We start from the raw sequence: 24,258 nt of genomic DNA, 5'->3' as shown, positions 1-24,258 counted from the left end.
CACACCTCCTGGCTGGAACCCTCAGGCCCACTCGCCCTTGCGCATGACAGGCACGCGGGCGCCGTCCTTGTGGACGCCATCGATGTCGATCTTGTCCGAGCCGATCATCCAGTCGATGTGGATGAAGCTCTTGTTGCCGCCGCGCGCGGCGATCTCGTCCTGGCTGAGCGAGGCGCCGTCGACGAAGCACTTCGAATAGCATTGGCCGAGCGCGATGTGGCAGGCGGCGTTCTCGTCGAACAGCGTGTTGAAGAACAACAGGCCGCTGGCCGATATCGGCGAGGAATGCGGCACCAGCGCCACCTCGCCGAGACGGCGCGCGCCCTCGTCGGTGTCGAGCACTTTCTTCAGCACGTCCTCGCCCTTCGATGCCTTGGCCTCGACGATCCTGCCTTCTTCGAAACGCACCGAAATGTCGTCGATCAGCGTGCCCTGGTAGGACAGCGGCTTGGTCGAGGAGACATGGCCTTCGACTCGCCCCGCATGCGGCGTGGTGAAGACCTCCTCGGTCGGGATGTTGGGGTTGCAGGTGATGCCGTTCTTGGCGGTCGAGGCGCCGCCCATCCATTCATGGCCGTCCGCCAGTCCAACCGTCAGGTCGGTGCCCGGTCCGGTGAAGTGCAGCGCATGGAAATTATGGCCGTTGAGCCATTCGGTGCGGCTGCGCAGCGCCGCGTTGTGCGCCCTCCAGTTGCCGATCGGATCCTCCACATCGACCCGCGACGCGGCGAAGATGGCATCGGCGAGTTTCACGACCGCAACATCGTCGGCATCGCCGGGGAAGACCTGTTTGGCCCAGGCGAGGTCCGGATAGGCGACGATGTTCCAATTGATGTCGAAGCCGGTGATCTTTTCCAACGCCGGCTGATAAGCCATCGAATTGGCCTTGTTGGCGCGCGCCACTTTCGCCGGATCCTGTGCGGAGAGCAGCGACGGATCCTCGCCGCGCACCGCAAGCCTGGCCGCATTGTTGGAGAAGGCCTTCGCCATGCCTTCATAGAGCCAGCCGGCGGCGCGGTCGAAGCTCGCATCGGCGCCGAAGCGGTAGCGCGCCAGCGTCATCTCGTCATCGTTGAAGATCGGCGTCACCAGGCCGGCGCCGGCCTTGTAGGCATGCTCGACGATCCGCCTGGTTAGCGGCAGTGCCGCGATCGATGACGTCAGCACCAGATCCTGCCCTGGCTGCAATTGCAGCCCGACCTTGATGGCGACTTCCGCCAGCCTGTCGAGCTTCACCGGGTCGATTGATGCGGAAACGCCGCGCGAATGTGTGGTCATGATCCTGCCTGTCGTAGTTTGATGTCCGACCTACCATAGAGCGGCGGCGCGGCGCTTTCCACCGCGATCGCGCCGGCGGGTTTTGGGTTTGCGGACCCGAACCGCGCCATGGTTGCTTCGATCTCTTCCCTGATCCAGACCTTGAAATCCCGGACCTTGCGGCTTTCCGCCTTGACGGACGAGGTCACCAGCCAATAGCCGAGCCCGCTCTGGGCGCGGATACCGAAAGGCGCCACCAGCCGCCCGTCGGCCAGCGCATCCGCGGCGAGCAATTGCCAGCCCAGCATCACGCCGTGGCCGGCAATCGCCGATTCCAGGCACAGCATCGGGTCGGTGAAACGCGCACCCTTGAGGAAGCTGACAGGTGGGACGCCGGCCGTCTCGAACCAGCTTTCCCAGTTGATCATTGCTCGCTCGTCGGTGATCGCGCAGGTCTGGGCAAGGTCCTCGATCGACTTCAGTTTTTGGGCAATCGCCGGCGCGCAGACCGGGAAGACTTCCTGCGCCAAGAGCAGTTCCGTGCGCCCGCCCGGCCATTTGCCGTCGCCAAGCCGGATGGCGATGTCGATGTCTGAGTGATCGAGATTGACCAGCCGCACCGAAGCGTCGATGCGCAGCAGCACGTTGGGATGCCGGTCGAAGTGGCGAGATAGTCTGGGCAACAGCCACTTCGAGGCAAAGGCCGGCGCCACCGAAACCACCAATGTGCATTGCGTAGCCTCGTCGGCCAGCGCCACGGCCTGGGAAAGCTCACGAAATCCAGCACCAAGGCGGGCCGCGAAGACGGCGCCGAATTCGGTCAGCACCAGACCGCTCGCCGTTCGCTCGAACAGCGCCTGGCCGAGCTGTTTTTCGGTACGGCTTATCTGCTGGCTGACGGCGCTGACGGAAACGTTGAGCTCACCGGCGGCCGCCGCCAGCGATCCGAGACGGGCAACGGTTTCGACGGCGCGCAGGCCGTTGAGGTGGACGCGGTTGAGCATGGCCATTGAGTTTTTCTAAACTGATCCGGCTGAAATCTCAATTGAAAGGCATGTCGAAACGGCGGATTTTATCGGAAGAGACAGACCTGTGGAGCCGGAAATGCTGAGGATCTTGTCGTCGTCGCTGAAGGTCTTTTTCGCTGCGAGTACGCCGTATGAGCCGCACCCGGACAGCGAAACGCAGAGATGGCTGACCGATCCGCTTTCGCATCCGGTGCTGAACACCATGTCGGAACGCGAACTGGGCGATGTGCCGTTCAGGCTGACGGCACGGCGGACAGTGCACGAGACGGCCCCGTTGCACGCCGGCGGCCGCTGCTGAGCAGCCGCCAAGCGTTCCGGCTTGAGGAAAGTCGAGGCGAGCACCACGTCCCGCGCACGCGCTGGCCCAACAGATGGCGATTGTTTCAGCGACCCCTGCACTTATTGTGCAGTGCAATGACATCAGCCACCTCGACAGCGCTGCGTTTCGCCTTCGCCGGCATGATTGCCATGGCGGTTGCCATGGGCATCGGCCGTTTCGTCTACACGCCGATCCTGCCCGGCATGATGCAGGAATTGCATCTGTCGCCTGCCGATGCCGGTTGGATCGCGTCGGCCAATTATCTCGGTTATCTCGTCGGCGCGTTGGCAGCGGCGGGCGGCTGGGCGCATGGGCGCGAGCGCCTGCTGATGCTGGCGGGGCTTGGCGCCAGTACGGTCCTTGCCGCGCTGATGGGGCTGACCGAAGCGATGACGGCCTTTCTCGCTATCCGCTTTCTGGCCGGTCTGGCCAGCGCCTTCGTCATGGTGTTCATGGCCAGCATCGTTTTCAGCCACATCGCGGCTGCCGGTCGCAACGACCTGCAGGCCTGGCATTTCGGCGGCGTCGGGCTCGGCATAGCGGCATCGGCGGCGATGATGGCGGTGCTGGTCGCCGAGCATTCGGGCTGGGCTGCAGGCTGGCTGTGGTCGGCGGCGATTTCGGCCTGTGGTTTCGTCCTCGTTGCGCTGTTGGCCAATGAGGGTCCGCTCGGCAACGGCGAAGCCACCCGCGAGCCGGCACTGCGGATGGACCGGTCGTTGGTCAAGGTCATCGTCGCCTACGGCCTGTTCGGCTTTGGCTATGTGGTGACGGCGACATTCCTGGTCGCCATCGTCCGGCAAGGCGGCGGCAGCCGCGTCTTCGAGGCCATGGTGTGGATGGTCGCCGGTCTTGCGGGCTTTCCCTCAGTCTGGCTCTGGCAGAAGATCGCGGCCCGGACCGGCCTTTATGCCGCCTATGCGCTGGCGTGCTTCATCGAAGTTGCCGGCGTCACCGCCAGCGTCGCCATCGGCGGCGCCACCGGGCCGCTGCTTGCCGGCGTGCTGCTCGGTGGCACCTTCATTGCCATCACCGCATTTGGCCTGCAGGCCGCCCGGCAGCAGGCGCCAAGCGCGCCGCGGCGGATATTCGCCCTGATGACGGCTGCGTTCGGCCTTGGCCAGATCATCGGGCCGGTCGCCGCCGGGTTTCTGGCGCAGATGTCCGGCGATTTCTTCCTCGCCTCGATCACAGCCGCGATCGTGCTGGTCGTCTCCGGCGCCATCACATGGTCGGCTGCGCCAAAATCGCCATGATTGTGAGCTTGCTGTGCCGGGCATCGGGCACGGGCATTTTCTTTCCCACTAATGTGTGACTTTATGCCCGCTGTCGTCAGCTGATTTGTGCCTAGATCGAGGAATTCGCCACAGTGTTCGTATCCTTTTTCCCGCAGCCGAAGCTGTTCTTCACTTCGGCCGCCGTCTGGAGCCTTGCGGCGATCCTGTTCTGGTTCTTCGGTGGTGAACAATTAGGTACGGTTTTCGGATTGCCGCCCGCCGCGGCCGGCGCGCCGCCCATCATCGGCATCGCCATCCTCGTATCGAAGCCGTTCCTCTGGTTCTATCTCTATTTCGCGTTCTGCGTGCTCGTCTTCTACGCATTCTGGAGCTGGTATTCGCCGCATCCATGGCAACGCTGGTCGATCCTGATGACCGCGGTCATCCTGTTCTTCATCTATTTCAATGTGCAGGTCAGCGTCGCCGTCAACGCCTGGTATGGGCCTTTCTTCGACTATGTGCAGGGGCTAATGTCGGGGACTGGAAAGTCGACCAACAGCGAATTTTATATCGGATTGGCTGATTTTTCGTGGCTCGCCCTGGTCGGCATGAATGTGCAGGTGGTCAACGCCTTCATCGTCAGTCACTGGATCTTCCGTTGGCGCACGGCGATGAACAACTACTTCGTCGAGAATTGGGGCAGGCTACGCCATATCGAGGGTGCCTCGCAGCGCATCCAGGAAGACACGATGCGGTTCTCGCAGATCATGGAAGATCTCGGCTCCAGCTTCGTCCAGTCGATTATGACGTTGATCGCATTCCTGCCGGTCATGATCCAGTTGCAGGCCCATATCACCGAGTTGCCGATTATCGGCGCGATTCCACAGCCATTGGTTGTCGCAGCCCTTGCCTGGTGTCTGTTCGGGACGATCTCGGTCATGGTTGCAGGTCTGAAACTTCCAGGGCTGCAGTTCCGCAACCAGCGCGTTGAGGCAGCCTACCGCAAGGAACTCGTCTACGGCGAGGATCACGCGGACCGGGCCCAGCCGGCCACCACGGCCGAGCTGTTCGAGAATGTTCGCCACAATTATTTCAGGCTCTATTTCCACTACATCTATTTCAACGTCGTCCGTTACACCTACCTGCAGGCCGACAACATTTTCTCGCTGCTGATCCTCGGTCCCTCGCTGGTGGCGCACAAGATCACGTTCGGCGCGCTGAACCAGATTTCGAACGCATTCGGCAAGGTGACCGGTTCACTGCAGTTTCTGCTCACCTCCTGGTCGACCATCGTCGAGCTGCAATCGGTCCACAAGCGCCTGCGCGCCTTCGAGGCGACGCTGCAAGGCGAGCCGCTGCCCGATATCGACCAGCGCTATCTGGCAAGGCAGGGCGCTGAGGATCCGGCCTAAAGATCGAGGTTGGAAACGAACCGGGTTGGCGGCTCAGCCGCCGACCGAGACCTGCCTCTGGCCGGCATCCTGGCGCGAAACATAATCGCGAAAACTGATGCATTCGACATCGGCCTTGACGCAGACCTCGCCGGCAAAGCGCTCCAGCGCGTTCCAGTAGGCGCCGTCATTCATCAGCGCGAAGTGGAAGCCGAGCTCCAGCGGAATGCGCTTGCCGGCATACTGCTTGTCGAAGGCGGCGCGGAAGGCATCATAGGTCCGGTTGGCGAACTCGCCCGCTTGGCTTGGCCGTTCGAAGCCGCCGGAATGCCTGACATAGAGATTGTAGTCCATGGCGATCACCGGCCGTGACTTCGGTCCTTCTGGAATCTGCGGCAGCGAAAAGTGCATGACGCCGTTGCTGGCCGTCGGTCGGGCGGGGCCCTGCGAGACGCCGCTGGCGTCGAATTGATAGCCGGCGGCCGGCAGCGCTTCATAGAGCGCCTTGCCCGTCGACAGATACGGCGCGCGAAAACCGACAACCGCATGCCGTGCGAAATCGCGCCAGCCCTCAGGCTCGGGCGCAATGCCGTTGATGGCATAGGCGTTCTCGAGAATGTGCTCGAACGAACCGAACTCTTTCAGCCAGTCGGCCTTGCTCCAGTCCTTGCCGTCGAAATGGCCGCAGCCATGGCTGGCGATGTCGTGGCCCTCATGCGCGGCAAGCCCGATCTGCTCGAGCCGGTCGGTGACTTCCTGTTTCGAGGCGGCAAAGCCGATATTGGATTTCCCGGCGCTTCTGCCGGGTGCGGTGTATTCCTTGCGTGTTTCCGTCGACAGCAGGAAGACGCAGGACAGAAAATAGGTGAAATGTGCCCCGGTGCGCTCAGCCAGTGCTCGACTGCGCTTCCACTGCGAAATGTCGCGGGCGCTGTCGAACGAGATGATGACGACCTGCTTGGGCTTTGCCGGCACCGGTGGCGCGGGCGGGTCGGCCAGAGCCACGCCGGCAGTGACGAGCGCGGCAAGCGAAAACGCAACAACGCGGAACGGACGAAGCATAGGAATCTGATCTTAACTCGGGGAACGTCTGCAAGCCGGCTATCGCCTAAATGTGGCGCGGGTGCGATGGGCCTCTTCGGCTGCTCGTCCGGGGCAAACATCCGTTTGCCCCGGACAATAGCGATTTTCCGGTCGAACCCCTTCCATGCCGGCAAAATTTCGCTAAAACGCGGGCTGACAAAGGCCCGACCGGGCAGGAATGGTTTGATTTGATGTCCGACGACAGTTTTATCCGTGAAGTCAACGACGAGATCCGTCGCGAACAGGCGCAGGCGCTGTGGGACCGTTTTGGCCCAGCCCTGATTGTCGTTGCGATCCTCGTGGTGCTCGGCACCGCAGCCTTCGTCGGCTATCGCTATTGGGACGAGACGCGCGCCAACCGCTCGGGCGATGCGTTCTCGCAGGCGCTGAAGCTTGCCAATGACGGCAAGAACGATGAGGCGCTGACCGCGCTCGATCAGTTGGAGAAGGATGGCTACGGCGCCTATCCGCTGCTCGCACGCATGCGCGGCGCGACCGTCAAGGCGAACAAGGGCGACGTTCCCGCCGCCGTCAAGGATTTCGACGAAGTCGCCGCCGACACGGCCATTCCCCAGAGCATTCGCGACATGGCGCGGCTGCGGGCAGCGCTGCTGCTCGTCGACCATGGCTCGTTCGCCGACGTGTCCAGCCGTATCGAAGCGCTGACATCCGACACCAACACGCTGCGCCACACGGCGCGCGAGGCGCTCGGCCTTTCCGCCTGGAAGGAAGGCAAGACGCAGGATGCGCTGAAACTGTTCGACCAGATCGCCGCCGATGACGGCGCCCCGCGCAACACCCGCGAGCGCGCAACATTGATGTCCGAGCTGATCCGCGGGTCGGGCAGTGCGTCGTGACCTTCAAAGTCGCCATCATCGGCAGACCTAACGTCGGCAAATCGACTCTCTTCAATCGGCTGGTGGGAAGAAAGCTGGCGCTTGTCGACGACACGCCGGGCGTCACCCGCGACCGTCGCGTCCACGCCGCCAAGCTCTACGACCTGCATTTCGATGTCATCGACACCGCCGGCTTCGAGGACGCTGGTGCCTCGACCTTGCCCGGCCGCATGCGTGCGCAGACCGAGATCGCTATCCGCGAGGCCGACCTGATCTTCTTCACCATCGATGCCAAGTCCGGCCTTTTGCCTGACGACAGGACCTTCGCCGAGATCGTGCGCAAGTCCGGCAAGCCGGTCGTGCTGGTCGCCAACAAGGCCGAGGCGAAGGGCGCCCAGGGCGGTATGCTGGAAGCCTGGGAGCTCGGCCTTGGCGAGCCGATCCCGGTTTCGGCCGAGCATGGCCAGGGCATGCCCGATTTGCGCGACGCCGTGATCGGCGCGCTCGGCGAAGCGCGCGCCTTCGGCGAAGACGAAGATGGCGAAGACGAAGAGATCGCTGCCGGCGAGGTGCTGATCGGCGAGGATATCGCCGATCCGGATGCCGAGCACACCTATGACGACACCAAACCGATGCGCATCGCCGTCGTCGGCCGTCCCAATGCCGGCAAGTCGACGCTGATCAACGCGCTGATCGGCGAAGAGCGGCTGCTCACCGGACCGGAAGCCGGCATCACCCGTGATTCGATCTCGGTCGATTGGGATTGGCATGGCCGCCGCCTGAAGCTGTTCGATACGGCCGGCATGCGCCGCAAGGCCAGGATTCACGAAAAGCTCGAAGTGATGTCGGTGCAGGACGGCCTGCGCGCCATCCGCTTCGCCGAGATCGTCATCATCGTGCTCGACGCCACCATTCCCTTCGAGAAGCAGGATCTGCAGATCGCCGACCTGATCATCAGGGAAGGCCGGGCGCCGGTGATCGCCTTCAACAAATGGGACCTGATCGACCATCCCCAGGAGCTTCTGGCCGAACTGCGCGAGAAGACGGAACGGCTTCTTCCCCAGGCGCGCGGCCTGCAGGCCGTACCTGTCTCCGGCGAGACCGGGCGCGGCCTCGACAAGCTGATGGATGCCGTCATCAGGACCCACAAGGTATGGAACAGCCGCGTCTCGACTGGCAAGCTCAACCGCTGGCTGGAAGGCATCCTGGCACACCATCCGCCGCCTGCCGTGGCAGGGCGCCGGCTGAAGGTCAAATACGTCACCCAGGCCAAGACCCGGCCGCCGGGTTTCGTTGTCCAGTGCTCGCGGCCCGATGCGATGCCGCAATCCTATGTCCGCTATCTCTCCAACAGCCTGCGCGAAGCCTTCGATATGCCCGGCGTGCCGATCCGCATCGCGCTGCGCACGTCGGACAATCCGTTCGCCGGCAGGTCGAACAAGCGTAAATAAGCGGTCGGGCGCTGGATACCTGTTCCGGCTGTCTAAGCGACCTCCTTCAACCGCTCGTCCCGTGGCAGCGCCTGCAACGCCGCCTGCAGCAATATGTCGGCCAGCCGCGCTGCCACCGGATCCAGTTCAGCATCCTTCTGGTGCAGCACCAACGCCATTTTGGGCAATGCCGGCAGCCCGGCGATCTCCGGCGTCATCGCGCTGACGCTGGCCGGCAGGCCGATGTCGGTGCGGATTGTCAGCCCCAGCCCCGCCGCCACGGCTGCCCAGATGCCGCCAAGGCTCGGGCTGGAAAAGGCCATCCGCCACGACAGGCCGGCGCGGTCGAGCGTTTCGGTTGCCACCGTGCGCAGAAGGCATGGCGCTTCGAGCGCCACCAGCGGCAGCGGCTCACTGTTGCGCAGGCTGGTCTCGATACGCTTTGCCGGCCCGATCCAGCGCATCGGCACATCGGCGACATGCTGGCTGTAGGGCAGCGTTTCGCCGCAGTGCCAGGCGAGCGCGATATCGAGGCTGCCTGACAGGACCCTTTCGGCAAGGTCGTGGCTGCGTGCGATCCTGGCTTCGATCTTCACCTTGGGGTGCGCCCGGGCAAATCGGCCGAGCACGTCCGGCAGCACCGCCTCGCCGAAATCTTCCTGCAAGCCGAGCCGTACCCAGCCTTCCAGCTCGACACCGTGGATGGCGGATGCCGCCTCGTCATTCAATTCGATCAGCCTGCGCGCATAGCCGAGCATGGTCTCGCCTGCCTCGGTCAAAGCGAGGCCGCGTCCTGATTTGCGGAAGATCGGCGTCGCCGCCTGTTCTTCCAGTTTCTTCAATTGCGCGCTGACCGCCGACGTCGACCGGCCAAGCCGGTCAGCGGCCTTGGCAAAGCTACCCAGCTCCATGCCGGTGACGAAACTGCGCAGGACGTCGAGGTCGAATGTCACGCGTCGCATGTTGGAAGTCCCGATTTTCAGGATTGTAAGTTCAAAACTTCCTGATTTTCAGGACGAAATTATGGCGGTAGGGACAGATCGTCAAGGCCGGACCGCTGGCCAGCACGGGAAATGAAGTCATGTCCGCCATTGTCAATTGCACCGACCGGCAGCCGTCGGAACTTCTGGAAGATACCGGTTCCACCGGGAGGGTGTTCACGCCGGGCCATCGCTGGAAAGTCCTGGGCATCGGCGTTGCCGCCAATGCCGCCTTCTCGGCTACGTTCTCCGGCATCCCGGCGACGGCGGTCGTTCTTCGCCAGGGCTATCACCTAGGCAATGCCGAACTCGGTCTGGCGCTCGGCCTTCTCGGGCTTGGGGTCGCGCTCAGCGAACTGCCCTGGGGCTTGCTCACCGATCGCTGGGGCGACCGCCGCGTGCTGTTGATCGGGCTCGGCGCGACGGCGGCGTGGCTCCTGGTCATGGCGATGCTGGTCGTGCCGACAAGGACCGGTACTCCCGATGTCACGCTGCTCTCCACGAGCCTATTCATCACCGGATTGCTCGGCGGCAGCGTCAACGGTTCGAGCGGCCGCGCCATCATGGGCTGGTTCCGGGAAAACGAGCGCGGCTTCGCCATGAGCATCAGGCAGACGGCGGTGCCGCTTGGCGGCGGCCTTGGCGCGCTCGTGCTGCCCTCGCTTGCGCTGGCTTTCGGCTTTGCCGCGGTGTTCGGAGTCCTGGCGGGTGCATCCGCTCTGTCTGCCCTGTTCGCCTGGCGCTGGCTGCACGAGCCGCCGACGGCGGGCGAGGGCCATCCCGCTTCGGCTGTGGCCGGACCGGCGCCGCTGCGCAATCGCGACGTCTGGCGTATCGCGACCGCCATCGGCCTGCTCTGCTTTCCGCAGGTGGCCGTGCTCACCTTCGCCTCCGTATTCCTGCACGACTTCGTTGGGTTGGGAACGGCGGCAATCAGTGCCAGCCTCGCCGCGGTGCAGATCAGCGCCATGGTCATGCGCATCTGGAGCGGCCGCTTCACCGACCGTTATGGCAACCGCCGCCAATTTCTTCGCCTGTGCAGCGCGTTCAGCGCCCTTGCCTTCGCCATGCTTTGGCTGCTGGTCCTGTTCGGCCCAACCATTCCGGGCGGCCAGCTCATCTGGTCGGCGGTTCTTCCGGTCGTGCTTATTGTCGCAGGCATCTCTGTCTCCGCCTGGCACGGCGTCGCCTACACCGAGCTTGCCACCCTTGCCGGCGCCGGCCATGTCGGAACCGCGCTCAGCCTTGCCAACACCTTTGTTTTCGTCGGCTTCTTCCTGGTGCCGGTGGCCATTCCGGGGCTCTTGCACCTCTGGTCCTGGTCCGGCGTCTGGCTGGCGGCCGCCATCTGCGCGCTGATCGCCCGGCCGATCTTCCTGCGCCCGGCCTGAATGGTCCGGCCGCAAAATCGCCCGACTTCGCAACCACGACCTCGGGCCGACCGGGAAAACCCGATCGAATCCGTTAACGTCCCATCAAGGTTAATGCATCATTTTGCTCTCCAGTGGGGTCTGTAGCGTTCCTGGAGAGAGTTCCGTGCATCGACGTGTGTTGAAGCGGCTGGTTGCCGCCGCCGGTGAGAGAAAACGTGGCTTTCTGGGTCCGCTCGTCATCGGTTTCGGCATCTGGATCGGCTTTCCGACCGTCGCCGCCTATCAGGACATGACGAGCCTCGTTTCCGGCCTCGAAGCATCGAGCACGCGCTGGAATTCCTATGTCGAGAAATCCGTCGCCGGCTCGACCCACGCGGCCGAGATGCCCTTTGTCGATTCCGATGTCACCGGCTCCATTTCCGGATCGGGCGTCCACCTGGCCGGTGTCGGCAACGTGTCGTTTCGCGGCAAGGGCGGCAAGGTCAGCGCCACGCCCGATGAGGACCGCGTCGTGCGCGCCGAGAAGAAAGGGCGCATCGTCCAGATGTCTCCCGTCGCACCCCCGAAGAACTTCAACGCCGGCTCGATCTTCGAGCGCACCTCCTCCTTGCTGCGACCCAGCATGGACAGCGGCCTGAAAATGGCTTTCGCCAAGCCGCAGATCAAAGGCAAGGAAATCCAGATCGCCGCGGCATTCCATGCGCGCGAGGACAAGAAGCCGGATCCCGGCGTGCCGGCCATGCTGGCGGCGCTGGTCAACAACGACCATCCGGATGTGCTGGCCACCGCCTATGCGCAATCCGAGCCGGACTATGCCAAGGCATCGCCCTTCGAGGCCCTGCTTCAGGACGAGCAGCCCAATGAGGGCCGCTTCATTCCGCCGATGGCCAAGGGCGATCATTCGTGGATCCAGAACCCGCTGCCGGCGAGTGTCTTCTCCAAGAAGGAGCAGGCATGCCTTGCCAACGGAATCTATTTCGAGGCGAGGAGCGAATCCGTGCGCGGCCAAGCCGCTGTCGCTCAGGTCATCCTCAACCGCGTCCGCAATCCGACCTATCCGAATTCGATCTGCGGCGTCGTCTACCAGAACGACAGCTGGTTCAACCGTTGCCAGTTCTCCTTCGCCTGCGACGGCAGGAAGAAGCGCATCGATAGCCCAGCCGCCTACAAGACCGCCCAGGAGATCGCCATGGCCGTCACCGCCGGCAAGATCTTCATTCCGGAAGTCGGATCGTCGACCCACTACTATGCCCAATATGTCCACCCCGGCTGGGCGCGCACGATGCAGAAGATGACCAAGATCGGCCTGCATATCTTCTATCGGACCTATGGCGGCGGCTGGAGCTGAGTGCGGAGCAGCCGCTGATCCTTGATGTGGCGCGCAGCCGATCAAAGAGCCATTGCGCGGGGGATTCGCGCCATGCATCCTCGTCATCCTGGCGGGCACGATGTCGCACCTTCGTAATTCATTGATTTTATTGCCTAAAATACATGGCAATGAACTTCCGCCCGTGGCTTGACGGGCGCAAACCCTCTAACTATGTTGCCGGCGACTTTAGAAGCGGACGGACGGTGACGGTCTGACCGGGCAGGGGGGTTGCGATGGCCGACAAGAATGGGCCAGACGGAACCGGAGAAACCGGCCGCGGCAATCAGCATGAACCCGACATCCGCGACGACGATCTTGAGCGCCGCCGCCGTGACCTTGAAGCTTCGCTTGCGACAAGGCGGCCGGGCCGGCTCGAGGGGAAAGACGACGCGAAAGCGGGCAGTGTGGCCGGTTATGGTCAGGCGCTCAAACTCTCCAGCGAGTTTATCGCCGGGGTGGTGGTGGGTGCCGGCATCGGCTGGGTCATCGACCGTCTGGCGGGGACATCGCCATGGGGTCTGATCGTGTTTCTGCTGCTTGGTTTTGGCGCCGGAGTGCTCAATGTGATGCGTTCCGCCGGCGTCGTGGCAGAATTTGGACAGGGCGATAAATCGCGCCGTGGCCAAGACGACAAGAAATGACCGCGCACCATGTGCGGTAATGGTAACGAGGCCGTACGCGGCATTGACGGGGTTTGAACGTGGCAGCTGACAAGGTCGATCCGATCCACCAGTTCCATATCAACAAGCTGATTCCGATCGACATCGGCGGCTATGACCTGTCTTTCACCAATTCGGCGCTGTTCATGGTCGCAACCGTGATCGTCGCGGCTGGATTCCTGTTTCTCACGACGTCGAGCCGCAGCCTGGTTCCCGGGCGGCTTCAGTCGGTCTCCGAGATGGCGTACGAGTTTGTCGGCAACATGTTGCGCGACGCCGCCGGCACGCAGGGCATGAAGTTCTTCCCTCTCGTGTTCTCGCTGTTCATGTTCGTGCTCGTCGCCAATCTGCTTGGCCTGTTCCCCTATTTCTTCACCGTCACCAGCCACATTATCGTCACCTTCGGCCTTGCCGTGCTGGTGATCGCAACCGTGGTCGTCTACGGCTTCATGAAGCATGGTCTTGGCTTCCTGAAACTGTTCGTGCCGCACGGCGTGCCGGTCTTCCTGCTGCCTCTCGTGGTGCTGATCGAAGTAATCTCCTTCGTGTCGCGCCCGGTCAGCCTCTCGGTTCGTCTGTTCGCCAACATGCTCGCCGGCCACATCACGCTGAAGGTGTTCTCCGGCTTCGTCGTCAGCCTGAGCGCGCTCGGCGCGGTTGGCGTCGCCGGCTCGATCCTGCCTCTGGCGATGGCGGTGGCGCTGACGGCACTGGAACTGCTGGTCGCCTTCCTGCAGGCCTACGTCTTTGCCGTGTTGACCTGCATGTATCTCAACGACGCCCTGCATCCAGGGCACTAGGTCCAAAAGTTTCCGGCCCAAAGATTTCCAACATTGGCGCCGGATGGAATCGCAACGGAATTTTAGATCCAAAGGAGTTGAACAAATGGACGCAGAAGCAGCAAAGTACATCGGCGCCGGCATCGCTTGCCTGGGCATGGGTGGCGCGGGCATTGGCCTCGGCAACATCTTCGGCAGCTACCTGGCGGGCGCACTGCGCAACCCGTCGGCCGCCGATGGCCAGTTCGGCCGTCTGATCTTCGGCTTTGCCGTGACCGAAGCTCTGGGCATCTTCTCGCTTCTCATCGCGCTTCTGGCCCTGTTCGGCTGAGCACTCGGGAAGATTGGACAGGCCGGCCGCGCAAGCGGCGGGCCTGAATTTCGGGGATAGTCCATGTTCGTGACATCTGCCTTTGCGCAAGAGTCCGCGCCATCAGCCGATACCAGCCACGCTGCGACGGAAGGCGACACGCATTCCGGCACCAGCGTGCCTGCTGAAGCGCATGGCACGTTTCCGCCATTCGATCCGGCGACGTTCCCGTCGCAGCTTCTGTGGCTGGCGATCACCTTCGGGCTGTTCTATCTCTTCCTGAAGCGGGTGGTGATGCCGCGCGTCGGCGGCATCATCGATGTCCGCAACGATCGCATCACGCAGGACCTCGACCAGGCGGCCAGGTTGAAGGGCGAGGCCGACGCCGCCGTTGCTGCCTACGAGCAGGAACTGGCGGAAGCCAAGACCAAGGCCAACGCGATCGGCCAGCAGGCCAACGACGCTGCCAAGGCCGAGGCCGACACCGCTCGCAAGAAGGTCGAGGCTGCGCTCGACGCGAAGCTTGGCGAAGCCGAAGCCCGCATTTCTTCCATCAAGGCCAATGCCATGAAGGAAGTCGGCAGCATCGCCGAGGACACCGCTTCGGCGATCGTCGAGGCTCTGGTTGGCGGCAAGGCCAGCAAGGCCGAGATCGCGGCCGCGGTCAAATCCGTGGCCCGGTGAGGAGCGCATCATGGATTACACATCTCTCGCGACGCTCTGGGCCACGATAGCCCTGATCATCTTCCTCGGCGTTGCCGTCTACATCAAGGTGCCTGGCATGATCGCCAAGGCGCTCGACGCCCGTGCCGCCAGGATCAGCAATGAACTGGACGAAGCGCGCCGGCTGCGCGAGGAGGCCCAGCAGCTGCTCGGCCAGTACCAGCGCAAGCGCAAGGAAGCCGAGCAGGAGGCCGCCGACATCGTCGCTGCCGCCAAGCGCGAAGCCGACATGCTTGCCGCCGACGCGCATAAGAAGACCGAGGACTATGTCGTCAGGCGCACCGCGCTTGCCGAACAGAAGATCGGTCAGGCCGAGCGTGATGCCATCAGCGAAGTGCGCGCCAGCGCCGTCGACATCGCCGTCGAGGCAGCACGCGCGCTGCTTGCCGGCAAGATCGACGCCAAGGCCGGTGCAGATCTGTTCAAGGCTTCGCTCGCGGACGTGAAGTCGAAGCTGAATTAGGCGGTTCGTCTAGCCAGTCATCGAAAGCCGCCCGGGCAACCCGGCGGCTTTTTTGTTGCGGCGCTGAAGCTGCCAATCTCCCCCCTCGTGGGGGAGATGCCCGGCAGGGCAGAGGGGGGCGTGAAGGAACGCTAACCTTTGTTGTCCTAAGGTCTATCGGGACAAGCCTGAGGGCATAACTGCAATCGATTGAGAGGCCGGCGGGACAGCGCCCCCCTCTGTCCTACCGGACATCTCCCCCACAAGGGGGGAGATTGGCTTGTCGTCGTCGTCGCTCAATCCAGCCCGGCGAAGCTCTCTTCTTCCACCACGTCCACCTCGGCCCCACCCAGCCGGAATGGCGCAAACGACACGCGGTGCAGCCGCGCCACCGGGCCATGCGCTTCGATCGCGGTGCGATGACGAACCGTGGCGTAGCCCATATGGACTTCGAACCCGTAGCGGTCGTGATGGTTGCCGCAGCCGCACATCATGCGGTCGCGCATCACCTTGGCGACGATCGAGGCGGCGGCGATCGACTGCGAACGCTGGTCGCCCTTGATCAGCGCGCGCCCTTCACAAGGCAGTCCCGGCGGCACGTCGCGTCCATCGGCAAGCGCAAGCTTCGGCCGGACCGACAGCCCTACCAGCGCGCGCCGCATGGCTTCCAGGCTTGCCTTGAGGATGTTGCTGCCGTCGATGCCCTCGGCGCTGATGGAGGCCATCGAGACCGCCTGTGCGGAGCCGAGAATGCGCAGGAACAGGGCCTCACGCTGTAAATGGCTGAGGCGTTTGGAATCGTCGAGGCCGTCGGGAATGTTGGCGGGATCGAGCACCACCGCTGCGGCGACCACCGGCCCGGCCAGGGGGCCGCGGCCTGCCTCGTCCATCCCGGCGACCGGCCACAGGCCCTCCGCCATCGCCTTCGTCTCGAAGGAGAAGTCGGGCTTCTCGATGATCTCAAAGAGAGGCGGAGAATCAGAACGCGCGCGAGCCATGTTGCGGCGAGGTTCGCATCGGCTCCGATTCTCCGCAAGTCCCTCCGGGTCGGGTGGGGCGCCGGACCGGGAGGGCACCGTCTGCAGGCCGGGGCAGGCCGGACGGGATTCTTGGTGCGCGACGGATCAATCCATCGCGACGAATTGTCTCTTCAAAGCAGCGTCAGTTGCACCTGGTCTTTCCCGGCGGCAACGAACTGATCGGTCCGCAGCGTGCGCCGTTCGGCATTGAGACCAAGCCGCTTGGCTGTGATCTCGAAGCGCCGGCCGATCTGCCAGGCATAGGGACCGGCGCCCTTCATGCGCTTGCCCCATTCCGAATCGTAGTCTTTGCCGTCACGCATGGAGCGGACAAGCGACATCACATGGCGGTAACGGTCGGGATAATGGCGCAGCAGCCAGTCCTTGAAGATCGGGCTGACCTCCAGCGGCAGCCGCAGGATCACATAACCCGCCTCGCGCGCGCCGGCCGCACGTGCCGAATCGAGGATGCGTTCCATCTCCGGATCAGTCAGGCCCGGAATGATCGGAGCCACCATGACCGACGCCGGAATGCCGGCATCCGAAAGCTGCCGGATCGCTTCCAGCCGCTTGGTCGGCGTCGACGCGCGCGGCTCCATGGTGCGCGCCAGCATGCGGTCGAGCGTCGTCACCGACAGCGCCACCTTGGCGAGCCCTCGTTCGGCCATGCGCGACAGGATATCGATATCGCGCGTCACCAGGGCGGACTTTGTCACGATGCCGACCGGATGGCCGCGCGCTTCCAGCACTTCGAGGATTTCGCGCATGATCCGGTATTGCTTCTCGATCGGCTGGTAGGGGTCGGTGTTGGTGCCGATGGCGATGGTGCGCGGCTGATAGCTGTCCTTCGAAAGCTCCTTGTCGAGCAAGCGCGCCGCATCAGGTTTGGCGAACAGCTTCGATTCGAAATCCAGACCCGGCGACAGGCCCATGAACGCGTGCGTCGGGCGGGCAAAGCAATAGACGCAGCCATGCTCGCAGCCGCGATAAGGGTTGATGGAACGGTCGAAGGAAATGTCGGGCGATTCGTTGCGGGTGATGATGGTGCGCGGCTTCTCGACCTGCACTTCGGTCTTGAAGGGGGGCAGTTCTTCCAGCGAATTCCAGCCATCGTCGAACACGTGCCGGCTGACTGGCTCGAATCGGCCGGACGGGTTGATGCCGGCCGACCTGCCGCGGTTGCGGTCCGGGCGGACACGCATGCCGCTCTGCTCGACCATCGCATTGGCCATCTCGGCTCTTCCTGCTCCGAAAGCTGCAATGTCGGCGCGCACGATCTGTTCCATTTTCGCCCGCTCCCAGGGACTGTCCGTGTTGTGTCGAATCGCTCTGTTCATGAAATTATTCCTATTTCATCGATGAGAACAAAGCAAGAACTTTCTATGGTGCGATGCAAAACTGGCGCTGTGCGGCGCTTTCCGCTATTCGGCTAAGGATGCTCAGTGTTCTCATCGAAACCCGCAATGACGAGGAGGGCCTCGCCCGCACGCTCGCCTCGCTGATTGGCGGCGCGGTCGAAGGCGTGGTGCGTGAAGTCATCGTCTGCGACACAGGCTCCGCCGACCAGACGCATCGTGTGGCCGAGCATGCCGGCTGTCAGTACGTGACCGGCGGTGTCGCTGCCGGCATCCGCCAGGCCAAGGGGGACTGGTTGCTGCTCCTGGAACCGGGCGCGCGGTTGGTGGAGGGCTGGATCGATGAGGTTGTCGCGCATACGGCCAGGCAGACCATGGCCGCACGGTTTTCGCGCACGCGGGCCAGCCGCACGCCATTCCTGGCACGGGTCTTTTCGGGAAACCGCGCCCTGGCCGACGGATTGCTGATCAGCAAGCGTCAGGCGGCGGCCGCGGCCAAGAGTGCCGGCAGTGCTGAGGCCATCGCCCGCGGCCTCGCAACGAAGCGGCTCGACGCCGAGATCTGGATGGCGCCCGCCAAGCAGGAACGCCGCTCCTCGACATGATTTTTTGCAGCTGCTCAGGCCATTGTGCATTGCACAAAATCTGACGCGGGGTTAGCGTCCGTTCAAGCGGGAATTGGGTTTGGGACATGCCGAGTGGCGAGCACCGATGCGGCATCGGTGGTGCTCTCATAGCCGAGGACCCAATGAAGCTTTCAACCCCCGACACATCCGGCGCGGCCAGTCTCGAGGCTATTGCGCGCGACGGCAGTCTGTTGCGACGCATCGCGGTGCGCATTCCGACCTATCTCAAGGACCTGCGCGAAAACCCCGCCTGGCTGCCGATGTTCGTGCTGGCGCGCACAATGCCTGGACGCCGCATGCATTGGCTGGGCGCAAAACGCGCCCGCCCGGTCGCCAATGCCGGGGATACGATGTTTGCCGGTGTCGAACGGGGAGCGGTCGTCGATGCGTTGCGCTCCGACGGGCTGTTCTCAGGCTTGGTCCTGCCGCCTGATATCCATGAAGAGATCGCCGACTTCGCCGGGCGCACGCCTTGCTTCGGCAATTTCGACCGCCGTCTCGAATTCATGCCGGGGGAACATGCCGAGGCCGAGAAACGCCTTGGCCGCTCGCTGCTCAGCGGGCATTTTTTCGAGCGCATCCTCGACTGCCCGGCGGCGCTTGCCATCCAGCGCGATCCGCTGCTTCTGGATATTGCCGCGCACTATCTCGGCGGCCAGGCAAAACTGATCACGACGCGCGTCTGGTGGAGTTTTCTAACCGGTGCCGCTTCGGATGCCGACAAGAACCTCGCCTCGCTCGGCAAGTATCATTTCGACCTCGATGATTGGCGCATGCTGAAATTCTTCTTCTACCTCAAGCCGGTCGACGCCGACACCGGTCCGCATGTCTATGTCAGGGGCAGCCACAAGCGCCGCAGCCTCAAGCACCAGCTCACGCTTCTGGTTGGCCACCCCGCGCAACAGGTCCTGGATGTCTATGGCGAGCAGAGCCCGGTGACGCTGACCGGCGAGGCCGGTCTCGGTTTCGTCGAGGACCCTTTTGGCTTCCATATGGGCACCGTGCCGGCACGCACGCCCCGACTGATGATGGAAGTCGGCTTCGGCGTCTCGCCGCCGTCGCGCCGGCGGTTTCATGGCGAGCCGGTCATCCGCTGAGAGCGACGCTTGCCTCGGCTTTACGGAGCTGATTTGCCGCGCCGCAAATGCTCGTCCAGGCGCGGCATGATCTCGACGAAGTTGCACGGCATATGCCGGTAGTCGAGCTGTGCCTTCAGGATGCCGTCCCACGCGTCCTTGCAGGCGCCTGGCGAACCCGGCAGCACGAAGACGAAGGTGGCGTTGACGACGCCGCCGGTCGCCCGGCTCTGGATCGTCGAGGTGCCGATCTTGTCGTAGGAGATCCGGTGGAACACTTCCGAAAAGCCATCCATGCGCTTTTCGAAGATCGGCTCCAGCGCGTCCGGCGTCACGTCACGGCCGGTGAAACCGGTGCCGCCGGTGGTGATGACGACATCGATATTCTTGTCCCGCGACCACGCCAGAACCGTGTCGCGGATTTTTTCCCGATCGTCGGTGACGATATCGCGGGCCGCCAGCATATGGCCGGCCTCGGTGATGCGGTCGGCCAGCGTCTGGCCGGATTTGTCGTCGGCGAGGCTGCGCGTATCTGAAACGGTCAGCACCGCGATGCGCACGGGAATGAAGGAGCGGCTCTCGTCAATTCTGGCCATCAGATACCTCCGATGCGATGCTGCGCGTCGCCGCGACGAACCAGTCGGGCTGGCGGCCGCGGATTTCGGCGGCGGCGCGCTTGGCGACATTGCCGGTCTCGAACAGGCCGAAGCAGGTGGCGCCGGACCCGGACATCCGTGAAAAACCGGATCCGGCCTTGTTCAGCCAGGAAAGCGCCCTGCCGATAGCCGGCTGCATCGCCAGCGCGGCGGGCTCGAGGTCGTTGCGGGTGATCTCCAGCCAGTTGCGCAGGCTATGAAAATCGATGCTGCGCGGCAGCGGCGGCAAGGCCTCATTGTCGCGCCGGGAAAGCGCCGCAAAGACGTCCGCCGTCGAGACCGGGGTGCCCGGATTGACCAGCACCAGGCCAAGCGCCGAAAAATCCGGCACCATCGACAGTTCATCTCCGATGCCGCGCGCGACCAGAGGTCTGGCCGCCAGGCACATCGGCACATCGGCGCCGAGCGAGAGGCCGATCCGCGCCAGCTCTGCGCCGTCTATATCCAGGCCCCATGTCTCCACCAGCCCGCGCAGCACGGTCGCCGCGTCGCTCGAACCGCCGCCGACGCCGGAGGCGACCGGCAGGTTCTTTTCCAGCCGGATAGCGACCGGCGGTGTTCTCTCGTGCCCGACCGCCTGTCGCAGGGCATCGCGCGCCCTAGGCACCAGATTGCTGGCGTCGAGAGGAACCGCCGGGGCGTAGCGGCCGGACACGGTAAATTCATCGCTGTCGGCAGGCGCGATTTCGACCCTGTCGCCAAACCGCGTGAACACCGCCAGGCTCTCGATCAGATGATAGCCGTCAGGGCGCCTGCCGGTGACATGCAGCGCAAGATTGATCTTGGCGTGCGCGTGCCAGCTACGCGACCCGATGTCGGTGTCCACAATGGTCTGCGAAATGGTGCTCAGTCCTTGGCCAGCCGGTACTCGCCGGTCTTCGGATCCTTGACCAAAGTGCCCATCGCGCCGTTGGCCGTCTGCTTTTCGGTACGCCGCACCTTGGCGGTCACGCGTTCGGCTTCGCGGATGAAGGTGCGGTAGCCGAAATAGGCGGCGACGCCAACGACGGTGAAGAAAATGATCTGCGGCATACCAAAACTCCTCCCACGCTGGGCCGGCGAAGGTGGCCGGTCGGGTCGGTTAAGCTCTCATGCTAGACGCTTTTGCCGGGTTTTCAAAGCTCGAAGCGAGACCACAATGCGCGCTCTTCCGCCGCATCGATCAGGCCGCTGGCGGCAGCGCCTGCGATCTCGGGCGCTGAAAAGCCCTTGCTTGAGCCAAACAGGCCGAAGCGGCTGAGGAAACCGCGCGGTGTCGTGATCAGCCTGAGCTGGGTTTTCGCCCCGAAACGGGTCTTGAGCACCGTGCGCATGTCGCCGAGCGCATCGACCAGGCCGAGTTCAAGGCCCTTGATGCCGGTCCAGAACAGGCCGGTGAACAGGTCCGGGTCGTCTTTCAGTTTCGCGCCGCGCCGCTCCTTGACGAGGTCGATGAACGTGCCGTGCACCTCGAGCTGCAGCGCCTTCAGCCGCTCGACATCTTCCTTTTTCTCGGGCTTGAACGGGTCGAGCACCGCCTTGTTCTGGCCGGCGGTGTGGACGCGTCGCTCGATGCCGATCTTCTTCATCAGTTCCGGGAAGCCGAACGAAGCCGAGACCACGCCGATCGACCCGACGATGGAGGATGGGTCGGCGAAGATCTCATCACCGGCAACCGCGATCATGTAGCCACCCGACGCCGCCACGTCTTCGACGAAGACCAGTACCTTTCTGTTCTTTTCCGTGGCCAGGTCACGGATGCGCTTGAAGATCAGCCGCGACTGCACCGGCGAGCCGCCGGGCGAATTGATCGAGATGGCGACTGCCGGGGCGTCGTAGGAAAACGCCTTCTCAATGAGGCCAGCGGTGGAGGCCAGCGACAGGCTCGGCCGGAACTGGCCACCGCCTGCCATGATGGTGCCGTGCAGCCGGATGACCGGAATTGTGACGACGGTGGAGCGCCAGGATTTCGGCAGCAGGCGGTTGATAAGGCGTTTCACGAGGGCGCGGTCTCCGGTCGATAGGTTGCAGGCATGTAGGGATTTCCCGGCCAACGGCAATGTGGCCAGGCAGAATAGCTCAATCTCCAAACAGCGAGGCGAGGCCGTTGGTAATCATTTCGCTGCGCTCGTCAGGGCCGTTGCCTGATTGCGCGTGCAGCATCAGGGGCGGGCGGATGGCAAGCTTTCCCCGTGCCCCGAGCGCTGCCCGCACAACGATGCGGATTGCCGCGGCGTCTGGGCGAGGGTGGACGGCGAGCATTTCGGCATCGCCGAAGCGCCCTGCGATCGCATCGAGAATGGCGCCGAGCTGTTCGGGGCGGGCGATCACGGCAAGCCCGCCGCGCGGCCTGACCACCGCCGCCGCACTGCGGATCCAGCTCTCGAACACCCCGTCCTCCATGACATGGGCCTCTTTTCTGAGGCGATCGGGGGAGGCGCGGTCCCGGGGAGCGTTGAAGGGCGGGTTCATGATGACGAAGTCGAAATCATTGTCGGCGAGGCCGGCGGCCGCCCGCGCCCGGCCCGATACGGTGACATCGGCGACCAGCACGGAGGCGCGATCGCTCAGATGGGCATTGCCGGGATGGGCAAGGGTGGCTGCCGCGAAGGCCGCCATTTCCGGCGCGCGTTCGACAAGCACCGCCTCAGCGGCCGGGCAGCGCGACAGCACCGCCAGGCCGGCGGCCCCGGCACCGGCACCGAAATCGGCGAGACGACCGGCAAGAGAGGACGGCACGGAGGCCGCCAGCATCATCGCATCCATGCCGGCGCGATGACCGCCTTGCTTGGGCTGCACCAGCCAGAACCGGCCGCGATGGAAAGCGTCGACCGTATGGGCCGGCGTGTCCGGGACAAGGGCGGCGGGCGCGGCGGACATTATTTTCCGCGGATTTCGTTGGCGATGCCGGCATCCCTGAGGATGCGCCGTGCCGCGTCGGCCTGGTCGGCGTCGACCATGACGCGCTTCTGCAAAAGACCGATCGACCCTTCGAGAATGCTCATATTCTGGTCGGCGACAAAGCAGGCAATGCCGGCGTCGCGCATCAGCGATTCGACAAAGGAAATGATCACGGCATCGTTGGTGCGGACTAGTTCTATCATCGTATGAAACTCGCAGTTTGCGCTATTGATGTAAACGGGCAGGGGATTCCGGGGCAGAGCCGTTCCCTTGGGGTCGTTGACATTCTGTCGCCGCCGCCGCGCCAATTCGCCACTTGCCGTGCCCATGTCCGCCGCCCTAGAGTCCATACAGGGACTAAGGGTGCCGTCGCACGCTCTATACCAAGACGGGAGTGATTGTCGTGGGTGTCGTTCTCAACATCGAAAACGGGAAGCGGGAGCCCGCCTCCATCAAGGATCTGATCGATCTGACTGCCGCCGATATGGGGCGCGTCAATGAATTGATCCTGTCCAAGGCCGGCTCCGACGTCGAGATGATCCCGGAGGTCGCCAACCATCTGATCTCGTCCGGCGGCAAACGGCTGCGGCCGATGCTGACGCTGGCCGCAGCCCAGATGTTCGGCTATGCCGGCGAGGGCCACGTCAAGCTCGCCACCTCCGTCGAATTCATGCACACCGCGACGCTTCTGCACGACGATGTCGTCGACGAGAGCGGCATGCGCCGCGGCAAGAAGACCGCCCGCATGATCTGGGGCAACCAGGCAAGCGTGCTGGTCGGCGACTTCCTGCTCGGCCAGGCTTTCCGCATGATGGTCGATGTCGGCTCGCTCGAGGCGCTCGACATCCTGTCGAGTGCAGCCTCGATCATCGCCGAGGGCGAGGTCATGCAGCTTGCCGCCGCCAAGAACCTCGAAACCACCGAGGACGAGCATTTCGCCGTCATCAAGGCCAAGACCGCCGCACTTTTTTCGGCTGCTGCCGAGGTCGGCCCGGTCATCGCCCAGGCGACGCGCAACGATCGTGCGGCGCTGCGCTCCTATGGCATGAATCTCGGCCTGGCCTTCCAGCTGATCGACGACGCGCTGGACTATGGCGGCACCAGCAAGGATCTCGGCAAGAACGTCGGCGACGATTTCCGCGAGGGCAAGGTGACGCTTCCGGTCATTCTCGCCTATCGGCGCGGCACCAAGGCCGAGCGCACCTTCTGGAAGCGCGCCATCGAGGACAATGTCGCCGATGACGCCGGCCTGGAAAAGGCGACCGGCCTGATGACCCGCCACGGCGCCATTGCCGACACGATCGGACGCGCGCGCCATTTCGGCGAGATTGCCCGCGACGCGCTGGCGCCGCTCGAAGCGACGCCGCAGAAATCGGCGCTGATCGACGTCATCGATTTCTGCATCAGCCGGGTCAACTAAAGGCTGGACTTTCGCGACGCTATCTCTGGC

At 63.8% G+C, this 24,258-nt stretch carries 27 protein-coding genes; 15 read left to right on the top strand and 12 right to left on the bottom strand.

Features of this window, described 5'->3' with window-relative positions:
• Nucleotides 1-21: 21 nt before the first annotated feature.
• Both RPF88_RS15070 and RPF88_RS15065 read right to left on the bottom strand, forming a co-directional pair.
• Nucleotides 22-1,278: an aminopeptidase gene (locus tag RPF88_RS15070; protein WP_063167642.1), complete on the bottom strand. Its 1,257-nt coding sequence runs from the start codon at nt 1,276-1,278 to the stop codon at nt 22-24.
• Nucleotides 1,275-2,267 carry a LysR substrate-binding domain-containing protein gene (locus RPF88_RS15065; RefSeq protein WP_337122661.1) on the bottom strand — a complete coding sequence of 331 codons (993 nt, stop codon included), beginning with the start codon at nt 2,265-2,267 and terminating at the stop codon, nt 1,275-1,277. The genes RPF88_RS15070 and RPF88_RS15065 overlap by 4 nt, the downstream gene beginning before the upstream one ends.
• A 94-nt stretch (nt 2,268-2,361) precedes the next feature.
• Here RPF88_RS15065 and RPF88_RS15060 point away from each other — a divergent pair, with 94 nt between their 5' ends.
• The 3 genes from RPF88_RS15060 (at nt 2,362) to sbmA (ending at nt 5,233) form a co-directional block, all read left to right on the top strand.
• Nucleotides 2,362-2,583, top strand: a complete 222-nt coding sequence (locus RPF88_RS15060) for a hypothetical protein (RefSeq protein WP_063167643.1) — start codon at nt 2,362-2,364, stop codon at nt 2,581-2,583.
• A 116-nt stretch (nt 2,584-2,699) separates the two neighbouring features.
• The gene (locus RPF88_RS15055) at nt 2,700-3,860 is read left to right on the top strand and encodes a YbfB/YjiJ family MFS transporter (RefSeq protein WP_224674046.1); all 1,161 of its coding nucleotides are present in this window, start codon (nt 2,700-2,702) and stop codon (nt 3,858-3,860) included.
• Nucleotides 3,861-3,973: 113 nt separating this feature from the next.
• Nucleotides 3,974-5,233, top strand: coding sequence for a peptide antibiotic transporter SbmA (sbmA, locus tag RPF88_RS15050; protein ID WP_013532851.1), 1,260 nt, complete (start codon nt 3,974-3,976; stop codon nt 5,231-5,233).
• A gap of 33 nt (nt 5,234-5,266) precedes the next feature.
• Here sbmA and RPF88_RS15045 read toward each other — a convergent pair whose 3' ends face one another.
• The gene (locus tag RPF88_RS15045; protein ID WP_013532850.1) at nt 5,267-6,274 is read right to left on the bottom strand and encodes a polysaccharide deacetylase family protein; all 1,008 of its coding nucleotides are present in this window, start codon (nt 6,272-6,274) and stop codon (nt 5,267-5,269) included.
• Between the two features lie 212 nt (nt 6,275-6,486).
• On the opposite strand from RPF88_RS15045, the gene RPF88_RS15040 reads away from it, so the two are divergent.
• Entirely contained in the window at nt 6,487-7,152 is a 666-nt protein-coding gene (locus RPF88_RS15040; protein WP_063167646.1) for a tetratricopeptide repeat protein, read from the top strand.
• Nucleotides 7,149-8,582, top strand: coding sequence for a ribosome biogenesis GTPase Der (gene der, locus RPF88_RS15035; RefSeq protein ID WP_013532848.1), 1,434 nt, complete (start codon nt 7,149-7,151; stop codon nt 8,580-8,582). Before RPF88_RS15040 ends, der begins: the two co-directional genes overlap by 4 nt.
• A 32-nt stretch (nt 8,583-8,614) precedes the next feature.
• Here the strand turns inward: der and RPF88_RS15030 are convergent, their stop codons facing one another.
• On the bottom strand, nt 8,615-9,523 hold the full coding sequence (locus RPF88_RS15030) for a LysR substrate-binding domain-containing protein (RefSeq protein WP_013532847.1): 909 nt from the start codon (nt 9,521-9,523) through the stop codon (nt 8,615-8,617).
• Nucleotides 9,524-9,642: 119 nt separating this feature from the next.
• On the opposite strand from RPF88_RS15030, the gene RPF88_RS15025 reads away from it, so the two are divergent.
• The 7 genes from RPF88_RS15025 to RPF88_RS14995 all read left to right on the top strand — a co-directional run bounded on the left by RPF88_RS15025 (nt 9,643) and on the right by RPF88_RS14995 (nt 15,217).
• A complete protein-coding gene (locus tag RPF88_RS15025; protein ID WP_063167647.1) occupies nt 9,643-10,932 on the top strand; it encodes an MFS transporter in 1,290 nt (429 codons plus the stop codon).
• 145 nt (nt 10,933-11,077) lie between these two features.
• On the top strand, nt 11,078-12,262 hold the full coding sequence (locus RPF88_RS15020; RefSeq protein WP_063167648.1) for a cell wall hydrolase: 1,185 nt from the start codon (nt 11,078-11,080) through the stop codon (nt 12,260-12,262).
• A gap of 254 nt (nt 12,263-12,516) precedes the next feature.
• A complete protein-coding gene (locus RPF88_RS15015; protein ID WP_013532844.1) occupies nt 12,517-12,924 on the top strand; it encodes an AtpZ/AtpI family protein in 408 nt (135 codons plus the stop codon).
• 59 nt (nt 12,925-12,983) lie between these two features.
• Nucleotides 12,984-13,742 (top strand): F0F1 ATP synthase subunit A, encoded by a 759-nt coding sequence (locus RPF88_RS15010; protein ID WP_013532843.1) that lies wholly within the window; start codon nt 12,984-12,986, stop codon nt 13,740-13,742.
• A gap of 85 nt (nt 13,743-13,827) precedes the next feature.
• Nucleotides 13,828-14,052 (top strand): F0F1 ATP synthase subunit C, encoded by a 225-nt coding sequence (locus RPF88_RS15005; RefSeq protein ID WP_006206606.1) that lies wholly within the window; start codon nt 13,828-13,830, stop codon nt 14,050-14,052.
• 63 nt (nt 14,053-14,115) lie between these two features.
• Nucleotides 14,116-14,715 (top strand): F0F1 ATP synthase subunit B, encoded by a 600-nt coding sequence (locus RPF88_RS15000; RefSeq protein WP_013532842.1) that lies wholly within the window; start codon nt 14,116-14,118, stop codon nt 14,713-14,715.
• A 10-nt stretch (nt 14,716-14,725) separates the two neighbouring features.
• Entirely contained in the window at nt 14,726-15,217 is a 492-nt protein-coding gene (locus tag RPF88_RS14995) for a F0F1 ATP synthase subunit B (RefSeq protein ID WP_013532841.1), read from the top strand.
• A 275-nt stretch (nt 15,218-15,492) separates the two neighbouring features.
• On the opposite strand, the gene RPF88_RS14990 is transcribed toward RPF88_RS14995, so the two are convergent.
• Both RPF88_RS14990 and RPF88_RS14985 read right to left on the bottom strand, forming a co-directional pair.
• Nucleotides 15,493-16,194 carry a ribonuclease HII gene (locus RPF88_RS14990; protein WP_027164182.1) on the bottom strand — a complete coding sequence of 234 codons (702 nt, stop codon included), beginning with the start codon at nt 16,192-16,194 and terminating at the stop codon, nt 15,493-15,495.
• 152 nt (nt 16,195-16,346) lie between these two features.
• Complete coding sequence (locus RPF88_RS14985) at nt 16,347-17,501, bottom strand: PA0069 family radical SAM protein (RefSeq protein ID WP_023808673.1); 1,155 nt, start codon at nt 17,499-17,501, stop codon at nt 16,347-16,349.
• 149 nt (nt 17,502-17,650) lie between these two features.
• On the opposite strand from RPF88_RS14985, the gene RPF88_RS14980 reads away from it, so the two are divergent.
• The gene (locus tag RPF88_RS14980) at nt 17,651-18,175 is read left to right on the top strand and encodes a glycosyltransferase (protein WP_063167649.1); all 525 of its coding nucleotides are present in this window, start codon (nt 17,651-17,653) and stop codon (nt 18,173-18,175) included.
• 143 nt (nt 18,176-18,318) lie between these two features.
• The gene (locus tag RPF88_RS14975; protein ID WP_063167650.1) at nt 18,319-19,293 is read left to right on the top strand and encodes a hypothetical protein; all 975 of its coding nucleotides are present in this window, start codon (nt 18,319-18,321) and stop codon (nt 19,291-19,293) included.
• A gap of 20 nt (nt 19,294-19,313) precedes the next feature.
• On the opposite strand, the gene moaB is transcribed toward RPF88_RS14975, so the two are convergent.
• From moaB to RPF88_RS14945, 6 genes are all read right to left on the bottom strand, one after another.
• Nucleotides 19,314-19,868 (bottom strand): molybdenum cofactor biosynthesis protein B, encoded by a 555-nt coding sequence (moaB, locus tag RPF88_RS14970; RefSeq protein WP_024502637.1) that lies wholly within the window; start codon nt 19,866-19,868, stop codon nt 19,314-19,316.
• Nucleotides 19,855-20,754, bottom strand: coding sequence for a 4-(cytidine 5'-diphospho)-2-C-methyl-D-erythritol kinase (locus tag RPF88_RS14965; RefSeq protein WP_063167651.1), 900 nt, complete (start codon nt 20,752-20,754; stop codon nt 19,855-19,857). Before RPF88_RS14965 ends, moaB begins: the two co-directional genes overlap by 14 nt.
• 20 nt (nt 20,755-20,774) lie before the next feature.
• Nucleotides 20,775-20,960, bottom strand: a complete 186-nt coding sequence (locus RPF88_RS14960; protein ID WP_027164179.1) for a membrane protein — start codon at nt 20,958-20,960, stop codon at nt 20,775-20,777.
• A gap of 83 nt (nt 20,961-21,043) precedes the next feature.
• Complete coding sequence (locus RPF88_RS14955; protein WP_027164178.1) at nt 21,044-21,907, bottom strand: S49 family peptidase; 864 nt, start codon at nt 21,905-21,907, stop codon at nt 21,044-21,046.
• A gap of 79 nt (nt 21,908-21,986) precedes the next feature.
• Nucleotides 21,987-22,787: a tRNA1(Val) (adenine(37)-N6)-methyltransferase gene (locus tag RPF88_RS14950; RefSeq protein ID WP_013532832.1), complete on the bottom strand. Its 801-nt coding sequence runs from the start codon at nt 22,785-22,787 to the stop codon at nt 21,987-21,989.
• Nucleotides 22,787-23,011: a putative signal transducing protein gene (locus tag RPF88_RS14945; protein WP_063167652.1), complete on the bottom strand. Its 225-nt coding sequence runs from the start codon at nt 23,009-23,011 to the stop codon at nt 22,787-22,789. The genes RPF88_RS14950 and RPF88_RS14945 overlap by 1 nt, the downstream gene beginning before the upstream one ends.
• A gap of 200 nt (nt 23,012-23,211) precedes the next feature.
• Here RPF88_RS14945 and RPF88_RS14940 point away from each other — a divergent pair, with 200 nt between their 5' ends.
• Nucleotides 23,212-24,228 carry a polyprenyl synthetase family protein gene (locus RPF88_RS14940; protein WP_013532830.1) on the top strand — a complete coding sequence of 339 codons (1,017 nt, stop codon included), beginning with the start codon at nt 23,212-23,214 and terminating at the stop codon, nt 24,226-24,228.
• Nucleotides 24,229-24,258 lie beyond the last annotated feature (30 nt).

This window comes from Mesorhizobium sp. ISC11 (assembly GCF_037162595.1).
In the GTDB taxonomy this organism is placed as follows: domain Bacteria; phylum Pseudomonadota; class Alphaproteobacteria; order Rhizobiales; family Rhizobiaceae; genus Mesorhizobium; species Mesorhizobium ciceri.
This window is presented reverse-complemented; position numbering and strand designations above follow the sequence as displayed.

What these genes read in the sequence shown, in the direction of transcription:
- RPF88_RS15070 (WP_063167642.1), bottom strand. Translation starts at nt 1,278, where the DNA reads ATGACCACACATTCGCGCGGCGTTTCCGCATCAATCGACCCGGTGAAG.
- RPF88_RS15065 (WP_337122661.1), bottom strand. Translation starts at nt 2,267, where the DNA reads ATGGCCATGCTCAACCGCGTCCACCTCAACGGCCTGCGCGCCGTCGAA.
- RPF88_RS15060 (WP_063167643.1), top strand. Translation starts at nt 2,362, where the DNA reads ATGCTGAGGATCTTGTCGTCGTCGCTGAAGGTCTTTTTCGCTGCGAGT.
- RPF88_RS15055 (WP_224674046.1), top strand. Translation starts at nt 2,700, where the DNA reads ATGACATCAGCCACCTCGACAGCGCTGCGTTTCGCCTTCGCCGGCATG.
- RPF88_RS15045 (WP_013532850.1), bottom strand. Translation starts at nt 6,274, where the DNA reads ATGCTTCGTCCGTTCCGCGTTGTTGCGTTTTCGCTTGCCGCGCTCGTC.
- RPF88_RS15040 (WP_063167646.1), top strand. Translation starts at nt 6,487, where the DNA reads ATGTCCGACGACAGTTTTATCCGTGAAGTCAACGACGAGATCCGTCGC.
- RPF88_RS15030 (WP_013532847.1), bottom strand. Translation starts at nt 9,523, where the DNA reads ATGCGACGCGTGACATTCGACCTCGACGTCCTGCGCAGTTTCGTCACC.
- RPF88_RS15025 (WP_063167647.1), top strand. Translation starts at nt 9,643, where the DNA reads ATGTCCGCCATTGTCAATTGCACCGACCGGCAGCCGTCGGAACTTCTG.
- RPF88_RS15015 (WP_013532844.1), top strand. Translation starts at nt 12,517, where the DNA reads ATGGCCGACAAGAATGGGCCAGACGGAACCGGAGAAACCGGCCGCGGC.
- RPF88_RS15005 (WP_006206606.1), top strand. Translation starts at nt 13,828, where the DNA reads ATGGACGCAGAAGCAGCAAAGTACATCGGCGCCGGCATCGCTTGCCTG.
- RPF88_RS15000 (WP_013532842.1), top strand. Translation starts at nt 14,116, where the DNA reads ATGTTCGTGACATCTGCCTTTGCGCAAGAGTCCGCGCCATCAGCCGAT.
- RPF88_RS14995 (WP_013532841.1), top strand. Translation starts at nt 14,726, where the DNA reads ATGGATTACACATCTCTCGCGACGCTCTGGGCCACGATAGCCCTGATC.
- RPF88_RS14990 (WP_027164182.1), bottom strand. Translation starts at nt 16,194, where the DNA reads ATGGCTCGCGCGCGTTCTGATTCTCCGCCTCTCTTTGAGATCATCGAG.
- RPF88_RS14985 (WP_023808673.1), bottom strand. Translation starts at nt 17,501, where the DNA reads ATGGAACAGATCGTGCGCGCCGACATTGCAGCTTTCGGAGCAGGAAGA.
- RPF88_RS14980 (WP_063167649.1), top strand. Translation starts at nt 17,651, where the DNA reads ATGCTCAGTGTTCTCATCGAAACCCGCAATGACGAGGAGGGCCTCGCC.
- RPF88_RS14975 (WP_063167650.1), top strand. Translation starts at nt 18,319, where the DNA reads ATGAAGCTTTCAACCCCCGACACATCCGGCGCGGCCAGTCTCGAGGCT.
- moaB (WP_024502637.1), bottom strand. Translation starts at nt 19,868, where the DNA reads ATGGCCAGAATTGACGAGAGCCGCTCCTTCATTCCCGTGCGCATCGCG.
- RPF88_RS14960 (WP_027164179.1), bottom strand. Translation starts at nt 20,960, where the DNA reads ATGCCGCAGATCATTTTCTTCACCGTCGTTGGCGTCGCCGCCTATTTC.
- RPF88_RS14950 (WP_013532832.1), bottom strand. Translation starts at nt 22,787, where the DNA reads ATGTCCGCCGCGCCCGCCGCCCTTGTCCCGGACACGCCGGCCCATACG.
- RPF88_RS14945 (WP_063167652.1), bottom strand. Translation starts at nt 23,011, where the DNA reads ATGATAGAACTAGTCCGCACCAACGATGCCGTGATCATTTCCTTTGTC.